13 protein-coding genes are annotated in these 19,222 nt (G+C 37.7%); 2 read left to right on the top strand and 11 right to left on the bottom strand.

Annotated elements, in window-relative coordinates:
• Positions 1–70: 70 nt before the first annotated feature.
• From EIB73_RS13155 to rpoB, 4 genes are all read right to left on the bottom strand, one after another.
• Positions 71–352, bottom strand: a complete 282-nt coding sequence (locus EIB73_RS13155; RefSeq protein ID WP_125025700.1) for a DUF427 domain-containing protein — start codon at positions 350–352, stop codon at positions 71–73.
• A 393-nt stretch (positions 353–745) separates the two neighbouring features.
• Complete coding sequence (locus tag EIB73_RS13150; protein WP_125025699.1) at positions 746–1,057, bottom strand: DUF3467 domain-containing protein; 312 nt, start codon at positions 1,055–1,057, stop codon at positions 746–748.
• Between the two features lie 96 nt (positions 1,058–1,153).
• Entirely contained in the window at positions 1,154–5,419 is a 4,266-nt protein-coding gene (rpoC, locus tag EIB73_RS13145) for a DNA-directed RNA polymerase subunit beta' (protein WP_125025698.1), read from the bottom strand.
• 81 nt (positions 5,420–5,500) lie between these two features.
• Positions 5,501–9,328, bottom strand: coding sequence for a DNA-directed RNA polymerase subunit beta (gene rpoB, locus EIB73_RS13140; RefSeq protein WP_125025697.1), 3,828 nt, complete (start codon positions 9,326–9,328; stop codon positions 5,501–5,503).
• Positions 9,329–9,928: 600 nt separating this feature from the next.
• Between rpoB and EIB73_RS13135 the strand changes: the two genes are divergently transcribed.
• Both EIB73_RS13135 and EIB73_RS13130 read left to right on the top strand, forming a co-directional pair.
• Positions 9,929–11,188: a putative DNA modification/repair radical SAM protein gene (locus EIB73_RS13135; protein WP_125025696.1), complete on the top strand. Its 1,260-nt coding sequence runs from the start codon at positions 9,929–9,931 to the stop codon at positions 11,186–11,188.
• Positions 11,188–11,952, top strand: coding sequence for a TIGR03915 family putative DNA repair protein (locus tag EIB73_RS13130; RefSeq protein WP_125025695.1), 765 nt, complete (start codon positions 11,188–11,190; stop codon positions 11,950–11,952). Before EIB73_RS13135 ends, EIB73_RS13130 begins: the two co-directional genes overlap by 1 nt.
• A gap of 87 nt (positions 11,953–12,039) precedes the next feature.
• Here the strand turns inward: EIB73_RS13130 and EIB73_RS13125 are convergent, their stop codons facing one another.
• The 7 genes from EIB73_RS13125 to rplA all read right to left on the bottom strand — a co-directional run bounded on the left by EIB73_RS13125 (position 12,040) and on the right by rplA (position 19,213).
• Positions 12,040–12,594 carry a type 2 periplasmic-binding domain-containing protein gene (locus EIB73_RS13125; protein WP_125025694.1) on the bottom strand — a complete coding sequence of 185 codons (555 nt, stop codon included), beginning with the start codon at positions 12,592–12,594 and terminating at the stop codon, positions 12,040–12,042.
• 67 nt (positions 12,595–12,661) lie between these two features.
• Positions 12,662–15,346 carry a hypothetical protein gene (locus EIB73_RS13120; protein WP_125025693.1) on the bottom strand — a complete coding sequence of 895 codons (2,685 nt, stop codon included), beginning with the start codon at positions 15,344–15,346 and terminating at the stop codon, positions 12,662–12,664.
• A gap of 67 nt (positions 15,347–15,413) precedes the next feature.
• A complete protein-coding gene (locus tag EIB73_RS13115; RefSeq protein WP_125025692.1) occupies positions 15,414–15,965 on the bottom strand; it encodes a hypothetical protein in 552 nt (183 codons plus the stop codon).
• A gap of 475 nt (positions 15,966–16,440) precedes the next feature.
• The gene (locus EIB73_RS13110) at positions 16,441–17,049 is read right to left on the bottom strand and encodes a hypothetical protein (protein ID WP_125025691.1); all 609 of its coding nucleotides are present in this window, start codon (positions 17,047–17,049) and stop codon (positions 16,441–16,443) included.
• A 430-nt stretch (positions 17,050–17,479) separates the two neighbouring features.
• The gene (gene rplL, locus EIB73_RS13105; protein WP_125025690.1) at positions 17,480–17,848 is read right to left on the bottom strand and encodes a 50S ribosomal protein L7/L12; all 369 of its coding nucleotides are present in this window, start codon (positions 17,846–17,848) and stop codon (positions 17,480–17,482) included.
• Positions 17,849–17,901: 53 nt separating this feature from the next.
• Complete coding sequence (rplJ, locus tag EIB73_RS13100) at positions 17,902–18,507, bottom strand: 50S ribosomal protein L10 (RefSeq protein WP_125025689.1); 606 nt, start codon at positions 18,505–18,507, stop codon at positions 17,902–17,904.
• Between the two features lie 13 nt (positions 18,508–18,520).
• The gene (gene rplA, locus EIB73_RS13095) at positions 18,521–19,213 is read right to left on the bottom strand and encodes a 50S ribosomal protein L1 (protein WP_125025688.1); all 693 of its coding nucleotides are present in this window, start codon (positions 19,211–19,213) and stop codon (positions 18,521–18,523) included.
• Positions 19,214–19,222: the final 9 nt, after the last annotated feature.

The raw sequence follows: 19,222 nt of genomic DNA, 5'->3' as shown, positions 1-19,222 counted from the left end.
TAAATTAAGCAAAAATCGACTCCTATGATCGAACAGGAGCTTTATTTTTAAATTCTAATGATATGCAAGTTTAATCTCTAATTTCAACACCTTTCCAGAAAGCGACGTAATTTTTTATATTGGAGGCTGCTTCTGTCGGACTTGGATAAAACCAAGCGGCGTTTTCATTCTTCTCCCCATCGACTTCGATGCTGTAATAGGATGCCTGACCTTTCCAGGGACAGCTGGTATGGTGATTTGTCAGTATAAAATAATCCTTATCAATACTGTTTTCGGGGAAATAGTGATTGTTTTCTACGACAATTGTTTTACTGCTGTGGGCGATTGTCATTCCATTCCAAATTGCTTTCATGTTGATCGTATTTGAGTGAGTTACCAATTAGGGAATATTAAAGATACAGTTATTTGGAATAATTGATTAAAAAAATTTATACGGATCGAAGGTGAACTTTCAATTTTGAATTGTGAATTGTGAATTGTGAATGTTGAATGCTGAATGCTGAATTGTGAAAAAGCTTTTTAAGGACTGTTTTAGAATTTGGATTCCGCTTTTTTTTGAGATAGAAAAGGGTGGTGAACCTAGCCGCGATGGAAGCGGCATCCCCGCATTGGCGGGATAGAGCGAACAGCGCGACGGGTGGTAGACGATCGAAAAAATGGTGACGCTCCTCATTATTACAATGAACAAAAAAAATCCCGACTCAAATAAATGAATCGGGATTTATATTAAAAAACGTGGTGCTGATTAAGCCTGTACGTTGTTTTGTCCTAATACGAATGGTTCAATTTCTTTGATTTCTCCGAATTGTTGTTCGTAGTTCGCGATGTTTTGTTGCAATGCAGCTAACACTCTTTTTGCGTGTAAAGGTGCAAGAATTACTCTTGATCTTACGTTCGCCTGCTGAACTCCCGGCATCATTTGGATAAAATCTAAAACGAATTCTGAAGGTGAATTATTTACCAACGCAAGGTTGCAATATACTCCCTGAGCAACCATTTCGTTCAATTGAATGTTGATGTTGTTTGGATCTTGATTTTGGTTTTGATTGTTGTCCATTTTTTTTAAATATTTTAAATTATAAATTTTAGATTTTAAATGATTTCAGACTACAGATTTTAGCAATTTAAAATCTGTAATCTAAAATACAATTATTTAGTTGATGTCTTCGAATTCTTTTTTCGAACCTACGATTATATTTTGATAATCTTTCAGACCTGTACCTGCAGGAATTCTGTGTCCTACAATTACATTTTCTTTCAGACCGCTCAAGTAATCTACTTTTCCGGAAACCGCTGCTTCGTTCAATACTTTGGTCGTTTCCTGGAAGGATGCTGCCGACATGAACGATTTTGTTTGAAGTGCCGCTCTTGTAATCCCCTGCAATACCGGTGTGGCAGTTGCAGATAAAGCTTCACGCACCTGAACCAAGGCTAAGTCTTCACGTTTCAGCTTAGAGTTCTCATCTCTTAATTCTCGGGCAGTAATCATTTGACCTGGTTTGAATTCTTTAGAATCTCCTGCATCTACGACTACTTTTAAGCCGAACACTCTGTTGTTTTCCTGTAAGAAATCATATTTGTGTTCCAACGCACCTTCTAAGAACTGGGTATCTCCACCATCAACAATTGAAACTTTGGTCATCATTTGACGCACAATAATTTCAAAGTGTTTATCATCAATTTTTACCCCTTGCAAACGGTAAACCTCTTGAATTTCATTAACCAAATATTCCTGTACGGCAGTTGGTCCTTTAATTTTCAAGATGTCATCCGGTGTGGTAGAACCATCAGAAAGTGGGGAACCTGCTCTTACGAAGTCATTCTCCTGAACCAAGATCTGGTTCGAAAGTTTTACTAAGTATTTAGAGATTTCTCCAGTTTTAGCTTCCACGATCAGCTCGCGGTTACCTCTTTTGATTTTTCCATAAGATACAACACCATCGATTTCTGTAACTACGGCAGGGTTTGAAGGATTTCTCGCTTCGAACAATTCGGTAACTCTTGGTAGACCCCCTGTAATATCTCCAGATTTTGCAGATTTTCTTGGGATCTTAATCATTACCTTACCGGCCTTAATTTTCTCACCATCGTTTACCATGATGTGGGCACCTACCGGAAGGTTGTAGGCTTTTTGCTCTACTCCTTTGGTATCCACAACTTTCAAGGTTGGTACGGCTTTCTTGTTTCTTGATTCAGAAATTACTTTCTCTTCGAAGCCAGTCTGCTCATCAATCTCTAATGAGAATGAAACCCCCTGAACGATATCTTCATACTCGATCTTACCTGCAGATTCTGCGATGATTACCGCATTATACGGATCCCACTTACAGATTAGATCTCCTTTTTTCACTTTATCACCTGGTTTAACCGCCAATTCTGATCCATAAGGAATGTTAGCAACCATTAATGGTGTTCTTGCAGCATTGTCTGCTACCAAACGGAATTCCGTTGAACGGGAAACTACGATCTCGGCTTTTTTACCAGCTTCGTTTTCTGAAGTTACTGTTCTAATTTCATCCATTTCTACGATACCATCTCTTCTGGCAACGATGGAAGGATTCTCGATAATATTTCCTGCAGTTCCCCCTTGGTGGAAGGTTCTCAATGTTAACTGAGTTCCTGGTTCCCCAATGGATTGTGCTGCGATAACTCCTACTGCTTCACCCATGTGAATTGGTTTACCAGTCGCTAAGTTACGACCGTAACAAGCGGCACAGATTCCTTTTTTCGCTTCACAAGTTAATGGTGAACGTACTTCTACGGCATCAATACCTGCAGCTTCGATTCTTTTTGCAATGGCTTCATCAATTAATTGATCAGCTTCCAAAATAACCTCGTCGGTTTCCGGGTCGTATACATTATGTAAAGAAACTCTACCTAAGATTCTTTCGGAAAGTCTTTCAACGATTTCGTCATTTTTCTTAAGTGGGGTAATTTCTGTTCCTCTTAAAGTTCCACAGTCGTTTTCAGTAATGATCACATCCTGCGCAACGTCAACCAATCTACGAGTTAAATAACCCGCATCGGCAGTTTTTAGTGCAGTATCCGCAAGACCTTTACGAGCACCGTGAGTAGAGATAAAGTATTCCAAAATTGAAAGACCTTCTTTAAAGTTCGCTACAATCGGGTTTTCAATAATCTCAGCCCCAGTTGAACCGGCTTTTTGCGGTTTCGCCATCAAACCTCTCATTCCTGAAAGCTGACGAATCTGCTCTTTGGAACCCCTTGCTCCAGAATCAAGCATCATATAAACAGAGTTGAATCCACCTTGATCGGTTTTCATTCTGCTCATAATCATCTCGGTTAATCCTGCGTTGGTATTCGTCCAAACATCAATAACCTGGTTATAACGCTCTGTATCGGTGATAAGACCCATGTTATAGTTCGCCTTGATCTCATCTACTGTTTCTACGGCAGTTGCGATCATGGTTTTCTTTTCTTCAGGAATTACGATATCACCTAAACTAAAGGACAATCCTCCTCGGAATGCATTTGAATAACCTAAGTCTTTCATGTCATCCAAGAAACGAACAGTCGTTGGGAAATCGGTATCGGCAAGAATTCTACCAATTACATTTCTCAATGATTTTTTGGTCAAAAGTTCATTTACAAAACCAACTTCTTTAGGAACGATCTGGTTGAACAATACTCTACCTACCGTAGTTTCGATAAGTCTTGTTACCAATTCACCTTCTTCCTTAACAGGAACTCTACATCTTATTTTCGCATTCAAAGAAACTTGTCCTTCTGCATAAGCGATCTCTACTTCTTCCGGAGAATAGAATGCTAATCCTTCTCCTTTTACTTTCATTGTATCTGTAGAATCCAGTTGTTTGGTCATAAAATATAGACCCAAAACCATATCCTGAGAAGGTACTGTAATTGGAGAACCGTTTGCAGGGTTCAAAATATTCTGCGATCCTAACATAAGAAGCTGTGCTTCCAGAATTGCTTCCGGACCTAAAGGTAAATGCACCGCCATCTGGTCACCATCGAAATCCGCATTAAATGCAGTGGTACACAATGGGTGAAGCTGAATTGCTTTTCCTTCGATCATTTTCGGTTGGAAAGCCTGAATACCCAGTCTGTGAAGCGTAGGCGCTCTGTTCAGAAGAACAGGGTGACCCTTCATTACTCCTTCCAGAATATCATATACAACCGGTTCTTTTCTATCAATGATTCTTTTAGCAGACTTTACGGTTTTTACAATTCCTCTTTCAATCAGTTTTCTGATGATAAACGGTTTGTATAGTTCCGCTGCCATATCTTTCGGAATACCACACTCGTGCAACTGTAAGTTTGGACCTACGACGATTACGGAACGGGCAGAATAATCTACACGTTTCCCGAGTAAGTTTTGACGGAAACGACCTTGCTTTCCTTTCAATGAATCTGAAAGTGATTTCAATGGTCTGTTTGATTCCGATTTTACTGCAGAAGATTTTCTGGTGTTATCGAATAATGAATCTACCGATTCCTGCAACATTCTTTTTTCGTTACGAAGGATTACTTCCGGAGCTTTGATCTCCAACAGTCTCTTCAAACGGTTATTTCTAATGATTACACGACGGTAAAGGTCATTTAAATCTGAAGTCGCAAAACGACCACCATCCAATGGAACCAAAGGTCTCAATTCTGGTGGAATTACAGGAAGCACTCTCATAATCATCCATTCCGGACGGTTGACCATACGCGTATTTGCACCTCTCAATGCTTCTACTACGTTTAATCTTTTTAGGGCTTCTGTTCTTCTTTGTTTTGAAGATTCGTTGTGTGCTTTATGACGCAGGTCGAAAGACAATGCATCAAGATCGATTCTCTTTAATAATTCTTCAACTGCTTCAGCACCCATTTTGGCGATGAATTTGTTGGGATCAGCATCATCAAGATATTGGTTATCAGCAGGAAGTGTTTCCAGAACATCCAGATATTCTTCCTCTGTTAAAAATTCCATATTGTCGAAATCTGCACCATCGGCTCTTTTAGCGATACCTTGCTGAATTACGACATATCTTTCATAATAAATGATCATGTCTAATTTCTTAGACGGCAATCCTAAAAGGTAACCAATTTTGTTCGGCAAAGAACGGAAATACCAGATATGAGCCACAGGAACGACCAAGCCAATGTGCCCGATTCTTTCTCTACGTACTTTTTTCTCGGTAACTTCTACACCACAACGGTCACAAACGATTCCTTTGTATCGGATTCTTTTATATTTCCCACATGCACATTCGTAATCCTTTACCGGACCGAAAATTTTCTCGCAGAAAAGACCATCTCTTTCCGGCTTGTGCGTACGGTAGTTAATTGTTTCGGGCTTTAAAACTTCACCTCTTGAATTCTGTAAAATGATTTCGGGAGAAGAAAGACCAATCGTAATTTTTGTAAAATTACTTGTTTTATTTTTGTTTGACATTTGTTAGATTTTAGATTATAGATTTTAGATTTTAAGTTTTTTGAATGCGAACACTCAAAATTTGCAATTTAAAATTTAAAATTATTCTTCCAGTCTTACATCAAGACCAAGACCCTGTAACTCATGCAACAATACATTAAAAGATTCCGGAATACCTGGTTCCGGCATTGCTTCTCCTTTTGCAATTGCTTCGTAAGTTTTAGCTCTACCAATTACGTCATCAGATTTCACGGTCAAGATTTCTCTTAGGATATTAGATGCACCAAATGCTTCCAGTGCCCAAACCTCCATCTCACCAAATCTTTGTCCACCGAATTGCGCTTTACCACCTAATGGCTGTTGCGTAATCAATGAGTAAGGTCCGATTGAACGTGCGTGCATTTTATCATCTACCATGTGACCCAGTTTCAACATGTAAATGATTCCAACCGTTGCGGGTTGTGCGAATCTTTCACCTGTTCCACCGTCATATAAATACGTACTACCGTATTTTGGTAAACCTGCCTGCTCTGTATATTCTGTAATCTGCTCTAAACTTGCACCGTCGAAAATTGGAGTTGCAAATTTCAACCCTAATTTTTTTCCAGCCCAACCTAAAACGGTCTCATAAATCTGACCGATGTTCATACGTGAAGGTACACCCAGTGGATTCAATACGATATCTACCGGAGTTCCGTCTTCTAAGAACGGCATGTCTTCTTCACGAACGATTCTTGATACGATACCTTTGTTACCGTGACGACCTGCCATTTTATCACCAACGTTCAGCTTACGTTTTTTAGCAACATAAACTTTCGCTAATTTGATGATTCCTGCAGGAAGTTCATCTCCAATAGAGATTGCGAATTTCTCACGGTTTTTAACTCCTTGAATATCGTTATATTTGATTTTGTAGTTGTGAATCAACTGTTTGATCAACTCATTACGTTCTGCATCAACCGTCCAGTCAGCTCCGCTTACATTTACATAATCTTCAACAGATTGAAGAAGTTTGGTTGTAAACTTCACGCCTTTTCCGATGATTTCTTCTGCCAAGTCGTTATTAACTCCCTGAGAAGTTTTACCATTGACTAAAGTTCCAAGTTTTTCAAGAAGTGTTGCTCTTAATTCGTCGAATTTCGCTTTATACGTGTTTTCGATTTCCTCAAGTTTCAACTTCTCTTCAGATCTTTTCTTTTTGTCTTTGATATTTCTTGAGAATAACTTCTTGTTAATAACAACTCCTCTTAATGAAGAATCCGCTTTTAACGAAGCATCTTTTACATCTCCGGCTTTGTCACCGAAGATCGCTCTCAATAATTTTTCTTCCGGCGTTGGATCTGATTCTCCTTTTGGAGTAATCTTACCAATCATGATATCACCAGGCTTCACATCAGCACCGATTCTAATCATTCCGTTTTCATCAAGATCTTTGGTTGCCTCTTCAGAAACGTTCGGAATATCTGCTGTTAATTCTTCCATACCTAATTTGGTATCACGAACTTCTAGTGAATATTCATCTACGTGAATTGATGTAAACCAGTCCTCACGAACTACTTTTTCATTAATTACGATCGCATCCTCAAAGTTGTACCCTTTCCATGGCATAAATGCTACAGTAAGGTTTCTTCCGATTGCCAATTCTCCGTTTTCAGTAGCGTAACCGTCGCAAAGAACCTGACCTTTTTCTACTTTTTCACCTACTCTTACGTTTGGCCTCAAAGTAATGGTCGTACTCTGGTTGGTTTTACGGAATTTGGTCAATTTGTATGTTTTAGTACCTGATTCGAAAGACACTAAGTCCTCGTCTTCAGTTCTATCATATTTGATGGTGATTTTATCAGCATCAACATACTCTACTATTCCATTTCCTTCTGCGTTAATCAAAACTCGGGAATCTGTAGCAACTTGTTTTTCTAAACCTGTTCCTACGATTGGTGCTTCCGGTTTCAACAATGGAACTGCCTGACGCATCATATTCGATCCCATCAAAGCTCTATTCGCATCATCATGCTCCAAGAAAGGAATCAATGACGCAGAAATACCAGAAATCTGGTTCGGTGCAACATCTATTAATTCTACTTGCTGAGGCTCAACAACAGGATAATCACCGTCCAAACGAGCAATAACTCTGTCTGTAAGGATGGTTCCGTCATCTTTCATATCAATATTTGCCTGCGCAATTACTTTATCTTCTTCATCTTCTGCATTCAAGAAAATTGGCGCTGTTTTTAAATCAACTTTACCATTCTCTACTTTTCTATATGGTGTTTCGATGAAACCAAGACTGTTAATTTTCGCATAGATTCCCAAAGATGAAATCAAACCAATGTTTGGTCCCTCAGGAGTCTCAATAGGACAAATTCTTCCGTAGTGCGTATGGTGAACGTCACGTACCTCAAAACCTGCTCTTTCTCTTGAAAGTCCACCAGGTCCCAGGGCAGAAAGTCTACGCTTGTGCGTGATTTCTGATAATGGATTGGTTTGGTCCATGAACTGTGACAACTGGTTGGTTCCGAAGAACGAGTTGATCACAGAGGTTAGCGTTTTTGCATTTACCAAGTCGATTGGAGTAAAGATCTCGTTATCTCTAACGTTCATTCTCTCTCTAATTGTTCTTGCAATTCTGGAAAGACCTACACCAAACTGTCCGGATAATTGCTCACCAACAGTTTTAATACGTCTGTTTGATAAGTGATCAATATCATCAACCTCTGCTTTAGAATTTACCAACTGGATCAAATGTCTTACGATCGCGATGATATCTTCTTTTGTTAAAACTTCAGTTTTCTCTGGAATATTTAAATTCAATTTCTTGTTCAATCGGTAACGACCAACTTCTCCTAATGAATAACGTTGCTCAGAGAAGAATAATTTTTCAATAATTCCACGTGCTGTTTCTTCATCGGGCGGATCTGCGTTACGCAACTGACGGTAGATATATTCAACCGCTTCTTTTTCGGAGTTGGTTGGATCTTTTTGTAAGGTATTCTGGATGATAGAGAATTCGTTAGAATTTTCTTTGTGAATCAAAACAGATTTCACACCAGATTCCAAAATCATATCAATATGTTCTTTTTCAAGAACGGTTTCACGGTCTAAGATAATCTCATTTCTTTCGATAGAAACTACTTCACCTGTATCTTCATCAACGAAATCTTCAAACCAAGTGTTCAAAACTCTCGCTGCAAGAACTCTACCTTCTACTTTTTTCAAAGCTGCTTTAGAAACTTTCACTTCTTCAGCAAGGTCAAAAATTTGTAAGATGTCTTTATCAGATTCGTATCCGATTGCTCTTAATAAAGTTGTTAAAGGTAATTTTTTCTTACGGTCAATGTAAGCAAACATTACATTGTTGATATCCGTTGTAAATTCCATCCAAGATCCTTTAAAAGGAATAATACGGGAATAATACAATTTGGTTCCGTTGGCATGATAAGTCTGACCAAAGAAAACACCTGGAGATCTGTGTAACTGCGTTACAATAACACGCTCTGCACCATTGATAATAAATGAACCAGACGGCGTCATGTAAGGAACGGGTCCTAAATAAACGTCCTGTACTACTGTTTGGAAATCTTCATGTTCCGGATCAGTACAATACAATTTAAGTCTAGCTTTTAGAGGGACCGAATAGGTTAAACCTCTTTCTACACACTCGTCTCTCGAGTAGCGTGGCGAATCTACCAAATAATCCAAAAATTCTAAAACGAAATTGTTTCTAGAATCGGTAATTGGGAAATTCTCTTCAAAGGTTTTGTACAAAGACTCGTTTAGTCTCTGCTCCGGAAGGGTATCCAACTGGAAAAAATCTTTGAAAGATTGGATCTGAATGTCCAAAAAGTCAGGGGTAACAATTTTTCCTTTTGCTTCGGAGAAATTGATTCTTTGATTGGCCTGAGTTTTAGCGACTGCTTTAGATTTACTCATAAAAAAATTAAAGAATGAGGGTTAAAAAATATTTTGTTTTCAAAATATCAGAAAGAAAAAAAGAAAAGATGGAGAGAAAAGACATTTGATTTTTGGCGCAATCAGGAGAGGTCTTGGCTCTGAGTTCTTTAAACTTAGCTCTTTCTAACTGCAACATCGGTATATCTTTTCACGACGTAGTGCAAAATATTTTCACTTTTATTTTGGCGGTAATAAGTAGGAACAGAACTTAAAACAGAAAATCCTCTTTCAGAACATGAAAGAGTTGATAGTCAATAATTTAAATCCGGATGTATATTTATTTGCGCCAAAATAGAGTGCAAAGATACATTTTATTTGCATGATTCACAAATATTGTATATCTGTGCTTATTTATAAAAGGCAAAAAAAAACGCTTAAGATTTGAAATAATCTCTCAATAAACATCTTATAAGTCCCATTAATTCTACTATTTCTTCTACTTTTACCTGGCATTTTAAAGGATAAAACTAATATTAAAACATTGATTATCAGCACTAAAATTATTATGTTAAATAAATGATAAAGTTTTTGTCATCGCTGCTGAAGTTTGTAAATTTGTTTTTCTAAATCCTCTCTTTTATGAATTTTCCCCGCCTTCAAGAAAAGCTTGAAATCTTAGCCGATGCCGCGAAATATGATGTTTCGTGCTCCTCCAGCGGTGGAAACCGTAAAAATAAAAAAGGCGGTTTGGGCGACAGTCACGCCACAGGAATCTGTCATTCTTATACGGAAGATGGGCGCTGTGTTTCGTTATTAAAGATCTTGCTCACGAATCACTGCATTTATGATTGTGCCTATTGTGTTTCCCGGAAATCAAACGATATCAAAAGAGCCGCGTTCACGGTTGAAGAGGTTGTTGATTTGACCATAAATTTTTATCGCAGAAATTATATTGAAGGTTTATTTCTGAGTTCAGGAATTTTCAAAGATGCAGAAACAACGATGGAACGCTTGGTTCGGGTTGCTAAAAAACTTCGGAAAGAACACAATTTCAATGGATATATTCATCTGAAATCAATTCCTGGTGCGAGTGATGAAATTATGAAAGAAGCGGGATTATATGCAGACCGTCTTTCCATCAATTTAGAAATACCGACGACGAGAGGGCTGAAATTACTAGCTCCGGAAAAGTCGCACGATCAAATGATCAAGCCGATGGGTTTCATTAAAAATGAATTAAACCTTTATAAAGAGGAAAAAAAGATTTTTAAAAACGTTCCAAAATTTGCGCCGGCCGGACAATCTACGCAAATGATCGTAGGTGCGACGGACGAAACCGATCTAAAGATCATCAAAGTGGCCGATCATTTTTACCAAAACTTTAAATTAAAAAGAGTCTATTACTCCGGCTATGTACCGATGCTGGAAGATAAGCGATTGCCCTCCATTGATTCGCAGGTTCCTATGCTGCGGGAGAACAGATTGTATCAGGCAGACTGGCTGATGCGTTTTTATGGCTTTAAAGCAGATGAGATTTTAGAAAAAAGCAATCCTTTCCTGGATCTTGAAGTTGATCCAAAACTGGCTTGGGCATTGAGAAATCGGGAACAATTTCCGGTCAACATTAATACGGCGACCAAAGAAATGATTCTTCGCGTTCCCGGAATTGGAAGAAAATCCATGTACAAAATTCTAACTGCCAGAAATTTTCAAAAACTAAATCTGGAACATCTAAGAAAAATGGGCGTTGCAACGAACAGAGCGAAATATTTCGTGGAGTTCGAGTCCCAAAACATCTTCAATAAATATATTGATGATTTTAATTTCAGAAAAATAATTCTACAGGGAATGAAATCTAAATTTCAAAATCCGTTCTCCGAACAGCTGACTCTTTTTTAATGACCATTCTTCTTTACGACGGAACTTTTGAAGGTTTACTGACGGCAATTTTTGAGGTGTATGAATATAAATTTGACCCCGCAGAAATTATCGCAGAAGAACGCTATAACACGGAATCTATCTTTTCAGCAACACACAAAGTTTCGACTGATCAGGAAAAATCAGATCGCGTTTTAAAACGCTTAGAAAAGAATATAGGAAAGAAAGGTATTTCGCAACTTCTTAAAGTCTATCTGTCTGAAAACGAAAATGCGGAACGATTGATTCTTTCTGCTGTCTCACAATCTATTCTATTTCCAAACGAGTATATTTTAGAAAACTTCGCGAATTCTGATATTATGGAAATTGCGAAGATTACAAAATCAGTGAGTCGTGAAGTGCACCGAATGCATGCTTTTGTACGTTTTGAAAAATTGCAGGACGAGGTTTATTTTGCAAAGATTGAACCTGATTTTAATGTTCTGCCTTTAATTATAAGGCATTTTAAAAATAGATATCAAGATCAGAAATGGATGATCTATGACCTACGCAGACATTATGGAATTTTCTACGATTTAAATGAGGCGCAATTTTTTGAACCGGCTTTGGAGCAAACTTCTCAATTGAAGAGAACCGAAAATATTCTGCATGAGGAAGAAATTCAGTATCAGAAATTGTGGCAACGGTATTTCTTTAAAACGAATATTCCTGAACGAAAAAACATGAATCTTCATGTACAATCATTACCTAAACGGTATTGGAAATATTTAACAGAAAAACTTTAATTTTAAAACTTACTTCGAAGATTTAAAATTTTATTAAAACAAAAAAGTCACTCCTTTCGAAGTGACTTCCTTATTAATCAGTATTTCTTATGGTTTCCAGAAAGACCATTTACTGCCATTAAAAACGGCTAATCTTTTTGCACCAGTTTTATTAACATAAACCATCATTCCCGGTGAAGGACTTGGAATATTTTGAACGTCCAAAACTGTTGGTAAAACCATCGCTTTAGTATTGGATTCTAAAACCAATACTCCATCTGCAGGCGAACTTGACGCTCCAATAATTGTTTTGGAAGCTGCTGTTTCCGGTGCTACTGTTGCGTCTGGCTGTATTGTTAAGTAATCAACAGGCGAAACCAAATTTCCATCTTGACCACTTAAATCAATCCAGGTTGTTCCATTATAATACTTCATTCTTGCCAATGTTGGCGTCGTTGCATCGAGGATAATTGCTCCTCCGACCAAGGCATTTAGAGTGGGAAGTGTTCGAACATAAGGAACAATAATTCCTTTGTTTCCTGCTGCGAATTCCAATAAAACTGAAGTTTTATCCGCGGCAGTTCCCGTGGCATCTCCAATGATGACTTGTGCCTGAGCACCTGACATCATCACTAATAATATGATTACGAATATATTTTTCATTATTTTGTTATTTAAAATTTAATTATCCAGAGGCAAAAATAAAAGCTTACCTGTGGGATTCATTATTTTATGGACAAGCTGCTGTATTAAAACATTTCCATGCGGTGCCATCATAAATTTTCAAGCATTTGGCGAAAACATCATACACCATCATCCCTTCCTGTGGATTTGTAATTTTAGTGATATAGTTTGCCGCTGCTGTTTGCGCAGGATCACTTGTCATTCTCGTAATTACAAAACCTTTGGAATTAGATTCTAAAACGGTGTGCGCTGATTTTCTAATCATCGGCCAGTTTGAATTCCCAGGCGCTGCTCTCTGTAGTAAAGTGATACCATGTTTGGTGTCTGTACCAGTTCCACCAGCTGGTAAATCGTAACATAATCCTCTAGAAACTGAGATAATGAAGTAACAGTTATTAGGCATATGTGGCGCCACGGCATAGTATCGAATAGCTGGATCCGAACCACTTGCTGGCGCACTGAAATCTCCTGTAAACACATCAGTTATTGCATTAAAAGTAGGGTCAGTTGGTGATTTTGTGTAGAAAATCGTTCCAGCAGGAAAGTCATTAGTTATCGTTGCACGTGGTATTGTACTTGCTACGGAAGTGTACGTCACGATCGTATGGGAAGGATTACTAGGATCAGTTAAAATATTTGACGGACAATTTAGGGTAGAAGGATCAACATTCAAAGCAAAACCGAACGGATTTGTACTAGGAACGGTACAACCGCCTGAGGTAGTAGTGCTTCCAGTAATTGTATTAAGCTGTACAGTTTGACCAGATTCTTGACCTGTTCCCGTCATGTATGAATTTTGCTCAGTTATCCCAGCACAAGTAACTGCGGTTAGCAATAAGCAATCCGTTGTAATTCGGAATTCTGCATGTAAACTGGCCAAGATTTTGTTCCTATCTGCGATACTCAGTAGAGGTAAGGTTCCTAAATTCCAAGTAAGAGTTCCGCCCGTTGTTTGGCCCGGCGCGGCTGGTGTAAATACCGGACTTACTTGTGGACCAAGTAATGAAACATCCCAATTGTTTACTGAACTGGAAACATACTCTTGATTAAAAGGAACTGGGATTGTAAGTGTAGCATTGTTCACTGCTTCATTTCCGGGATTGGTAATATTATAATCTATAGTATAGTTATCACCTGGATTAACAGTACTTCCATTTGGGGAAGAACTCGCCGAAACAGACGACGTTGGTTGAGGTACATAATTATCTACAGAAAACGCGATACTGTAGATAATATAAGTATCCTGCGTAGAACCATATTGAAAACTTGTAGAAGTTTGACCGTTGCCAATAATCGAGTTACTGGTATTAACCAAATTTAACATATGAATGTCTGATCCATAGTTATTTAAATGACTAGGGTTTCTCGGTGGATTTCCTGCAATTGTGATACTGGAATCAAAAAAGTTGTCGAAAGCCCCAGACGCTGTGGTCGAGGTGTTTCCGTTATGATCTAAATACCGATAGGTAGCTGTGTTTTTTTGTTGAATAGAAAACGGGTCACCTGAGATACTACGATCACCTTCTCCACCCATCACACCAATGGTAGCATTAATTGCGCCAGACGGTGGAGTTGAAAAACCACTTACATTTAAAGTTTGTGTACCTCCGCCGCTCGCCATATAACCATAACCATCGAATACGGTGATACTTTTATCTACCATAAAAGGGTTTTTATATACCACAACGAGTCCCCAACTGCCATAATATCCAGTATTTCCACCGTCACCTTCTCTCAGTGCGATATTGGCTACGGTATAGTTTCCTGCCCCATGAGCTTTTACATAAGCCGTTACATCCGCGTAGCCCGCATACATTTGACCGTAGTTAGTTGATGGATAATTAATTGCCGTTCCACCTAATGCTGTAACATCTTGGTAGGTATCACCTGCAAATTTGAATTTAACTTTTGCTTTATCCAAATTAGCTGTAGTACCTGCCGTGGCAGGGGTATTAACGGTCGCATAGAAACTATTACTTACAGCTTGATTTTCACCTCTTACTTTTCGTAAGACAGTAACCAAGCCATTCCCTGTTGGTAATGCGTAAGGTGTGCTCAGCGTTACGGAATAATTAGAATTAAAAAGTGATCCAGATGCAGTTCCTGGTAAAGTTTGTACAGTACCAGTTCCAACCTGAACGGTTACTTTATTTGTGTAAGAATTATTACTTGTAGTTGTACGCCAAGTATAAAAACGAAATACCACGGCATCACCACTACCTTGTGGCGCGAAAGTGTAAGTAGTCAAGGTTCCATTATTTCCACCATTGCTAGTATCATTGGCAGTTGCAATCGTTAAATTATAACCATTGCTTGAATTTCCATTCGTAACATTTGTATTGGAAGCGGCGACTGCTCCGCTTGTCACTGAAAAAGTATTGGTGGCAGTTCCACCATTATCTGCTCTTCCGGACCAGTATAAACCGGCGTAAACAATCTCGCTACAAGCGGGATCAACCCCAGATATGCTTGGAAATTGTAACGTAGCCGACGAAGAATTTACGATCCCCGTTGCTGGTTCTACATTAAGATATACCATGTTTGTAGCATTGGACTGTGATGTACTACTTCCAGTAAGGTCATTAGCAGCAACCAAATTAGAATTTCCAAGCATCTGGAAATCTCCTTTGATGTTGTATGTTCCAGTTGAGCTGGCAGGCGTGGATGCTCTTGGATTAAACGGAACGACGGATTGTGCAGACACGCTATACCATCCGGCACTTACCAGCAATAAAGCCATTGCAAGAACACCGGTTATGTTAACAAAATATCGATTATTTTTTTTCATGATTTCAGTTTTATTGTGGTTGAGCTTCTTGATAATAATATACATTCACCGGATTGATCTGGCTTCGTTGCAATTTGGAAAGAAAATTTGCAAGTTGTTCATCGATATCCTCAGGCATTTCTTTATAAGAAGTTATCAGAATATTTTGCAAATTGGGCATATCAGCGGCTAATTCTGCTACGCTATCCATATTATTGCTATAAGTAATTCTAATTGTACGGATCAAATAGATCTGATCAGGATAGGCCGCTTTTAGAGTTGGTATTTCCGATACAGATTTTAAATCCATATCTTGAACGGGTTTGTCTACTCTCTCCCATTTTACTGCGTCTTTCCCATTCACAACAGCGATCATACCATGAGCATCAAAAAAGATTTCTTTGAGTAGTTCATCGTTGTTAGATTTTTCTTGGTTGTTTTTCAGAGTGGATTTAGAGACAGTTGTTTTCCCCCCCGACTGATCCAGTAATGCATTAAGGTCTTGTATTTTCTCTTGTGCATGCAATGATGCGCCAAAGAAAAGACTAAGGCCAAAAAATAAGTATACTTTTAACTTTTTCATCTTAGTGTTTTTTTATTATGTAATTTTTTTTTTTATTAAAATGATAATTTTAATCATTAATTATAACAACTTAATTGACTGTAGACCCTGTACTTGATGCCAGATAAGCGGGTAAGACGAATGCTCTACTATGATAAAGATCTTTCGATCCATCAGCAAATAATGCATTTCTATATAGAATTGTAGCGAATAGAAAAAATTTTAAAAATATTTTTTTTCATTTGTGTTGCGCGTGCTTGAATTTCTAGGGATAGAGAACGCATAGATGCACTTTTAGTAGGCCTTTTTCTGAAAAGCTTATCGTTGCCTAAAAGTCCCATTCTTTACTAAGGTCTTTTAAAAAACGACTTTGTATTTTTCAACGGGGTCTTAAATCGTTATTTTAAAGAGTTAAAATCAATTTCCCTTTAAAAAGAATAATAACTCTTAATGGAAATTAATTCTGCAAACAACAGATTTACAATTGAAGTGAATTTTAAATAAGAAAAATTGGTGGTGCACGCAACGAAGAACTTCGGAAGTTTCTAAATTGTATAAAAGAAAGTGAAGTATAGAACTTTTGTTTATCACAACGTAAAGCAAAAAAATGAAGGACGTAAGGTGAAAATTCAGATTTACCTGATATTTTAAAAGAGGTCACTGCCGTGGCTAATTCTCCAGAATGAAAATTGGAGGAACTCCCTGAGATGGAATCCGGGTTTCCCTCTGAAAAATAGTAAAAGGTTGTTCTTGCGGAGACTTCCGCTTGGATTTTACGGGCTTTTTGGTCCGCTGAAATTGTATGTTCCGCAACCTGTTCTGAAATACTTATTGATTTCTTTCTAGGCTGTATTGCTTGTTTTGCATCGGTTGGACTGGGAATATTAACAACAACCACATTAGACATGCCATAAACTCTGGCACCTTCGCCCACATAAATTATTCCTGGCTCATTTTGCGGAGGAATATCATTTTCTAATGACTTGGCATTAAAAAACGTGGGAATGCTCAGAAGAGCCAACACCATCAATACAGAAAAGATAGAATTAGATTCACCTTTTTTGAATTTTAATCGTGTTGCTCTAAAGAATAAATTTTCTTTCAAGTTGTATATTTGTGTTTGTGTTTTTAGAATGATTCTCACGAACGATTCTTTAACAAAGATACAATAAAACATACAACCTGTTATAATAAAACCAAGAATTTGCTACTTTAACATGAATTATGGGTTAAAACACCTCTTACTTTTAATTATTAGTGTTATCTCCAATTCTTAAATCTCTCGATAAACTGAATTTTTAGTAGTTATAAATAGATGATAATTATAGAAAATTAAATACTTCATTTGGATAAAAATTAATCGATAATTTTCCGTTAATAGATAGATAAACAACAAACGCTCACTATAAGTGCCTTTATAAATTTTTACTAAAACAGATTAAAGATCGCAGTTTAAAAATTTCTGTCAATTTGGTAATAAGCCAAAAAAAGCCGCTTCCAAAAGGAAACGGCTTAATTATAAGGTTGAGGAAGAATTATTTCAATTCTACTTCAGCACCAGCTTCTTCTAATTGTTTTTTCAAAGCTTCAGCTTCGTCTTTAGAGATACCTTCTTTGACTGCAGTCGGAGCTGAATCTACCATATCTTTAGCTTCTTTAAGACCTGCACCAGTTAAATCTTTAACTAATTTTACAACTGCTAATTTAGAAGCACCTGCAGATTTCAATACTACATCGAATTCTGATTTTTCTTCAACAGCTTCAGCACCAGCACCACCGCCAGCAGCAACTGCTACAGCAGCAGGCTCGATTCCGTACTCATCCTTAAGGATAGTAGCTAATTCATTTACGTCTTTTACAGTAAGGTTTACAAGCGTTTCCGCTAAGTTTTTTAAATCTGACATTTTAATAATGTTTTAATTGTTGAACGATTTATTTGATTTTTTTTTGAGTCTATTTACTCTGCACTAGGTGCATCTGTAGCTTCAGCGCCTGCTTCGGGAGCAGCTTCTGCAGCTTCTGCAGCTGGAGTTTCTTCTGCTTTTGCTTCTTCAGTAGTCGCTTCTTCAGCGTTACCACCAGCATCTTCTTTATTTTGAAGAGCAGAAAGTACGTTTCTAAGTGGAGATTGAAGTAATGTGATGATTTCACCGATCATTTCTTCTCTAGACTTGATGCTTACTAAAGTATCTAAGTGTTCGTCACCAACGTAGAAAGTTTCTTGTAAATAAGCAGATTTCAAAGCTGGAACTTCGGCTTTTTTTCTGAATCCTTGAATCAACTTTGCCGGAGCGTTTGCTGTTTCAGAAATCATAATAGCGGAGTTACCTTTGAAAGTTGGGAACATTTCAGAGTAATCTACTCCTTCTATCTGTTCCAATGCCTTTTGTAACAAAGTGTTTTTTACAACCTTTACACTAATATTTTGCTTGAACGCCTGTCTTCTAAAATCTGAAGTTGCAGCAGCATTCATTCCTTCAAGACTTGCTACATAAACCACTTTCGCGTCTTGTAACACTTCTTTTAATTCTTGTATTACTAATACTTTATCTTCTTTTGTCATGTCTTACAGATTATTAGTTTACAGATTTAGTATCAATTGCAATACCGGGACTCATGGTAGAAGACAAGTAAATGCTTTTCACATAAACACCTTTCGACGCAGTTGGCTTCAATTTAATCAAAGTCTGAATTAATTCAGAAGCATTTTCTCTAATTTGAGCAGCATCAAAAGATACTTTTCCAATTCCTGCGTGAATGATACCATATTTATCAACTTTAAAATCAATTTTACCTGATTTCACTTCAGATACTGCTTTACCGATATCCATCGTTACAGTTCCTGATTTTGGGTTTGGCATTAGACCTCTTGGACCTAAAATTCTACCCAATGGACCTAATTTACCCATAACAGCTGGCATAGTTACGATAACGTCAACGTCAGTCCAACCATCTTTTATTTTTTGTAAGTATTCGTCAAGACCCACATAATCAGCACCCGCTTCTTTCGCTTCAGCTTCTTTATCTGGAGTTACTAAAGCCAATACTTTTACATCTTTACCGGTTCCGTGTGGAAGAGAAACTACGCCTCTTACCATTTGATTTGCTTTTCTAGGATCAACTCCTAATCTTACTGCAAGATCCACAGATGCGTCAAATTTTGCAAAGTTTACTTCTTTAACCAAAGCTGAAGCTTCATCAAGAGTGTATACTTTGTTTTTTTCTATTTTGCTTAAAGCTTCTTTTTGCTTTTTCGTTAATTTTGCCATATCTATTAG

The sequence above is a fragment of the Kaistella carnis genome, assembly GCF_003860585.1.
Lineage (GTDB): Bacteria > Bacteroidota > Bacteroidia > Flavobacteriales > Weeksellaceae > Kaistella > Kaistella carnis.
Note: the sequence above shows the minus strand (reverse complement) of the source record. Positions and strands in the feature narration are given on the sequence as shown.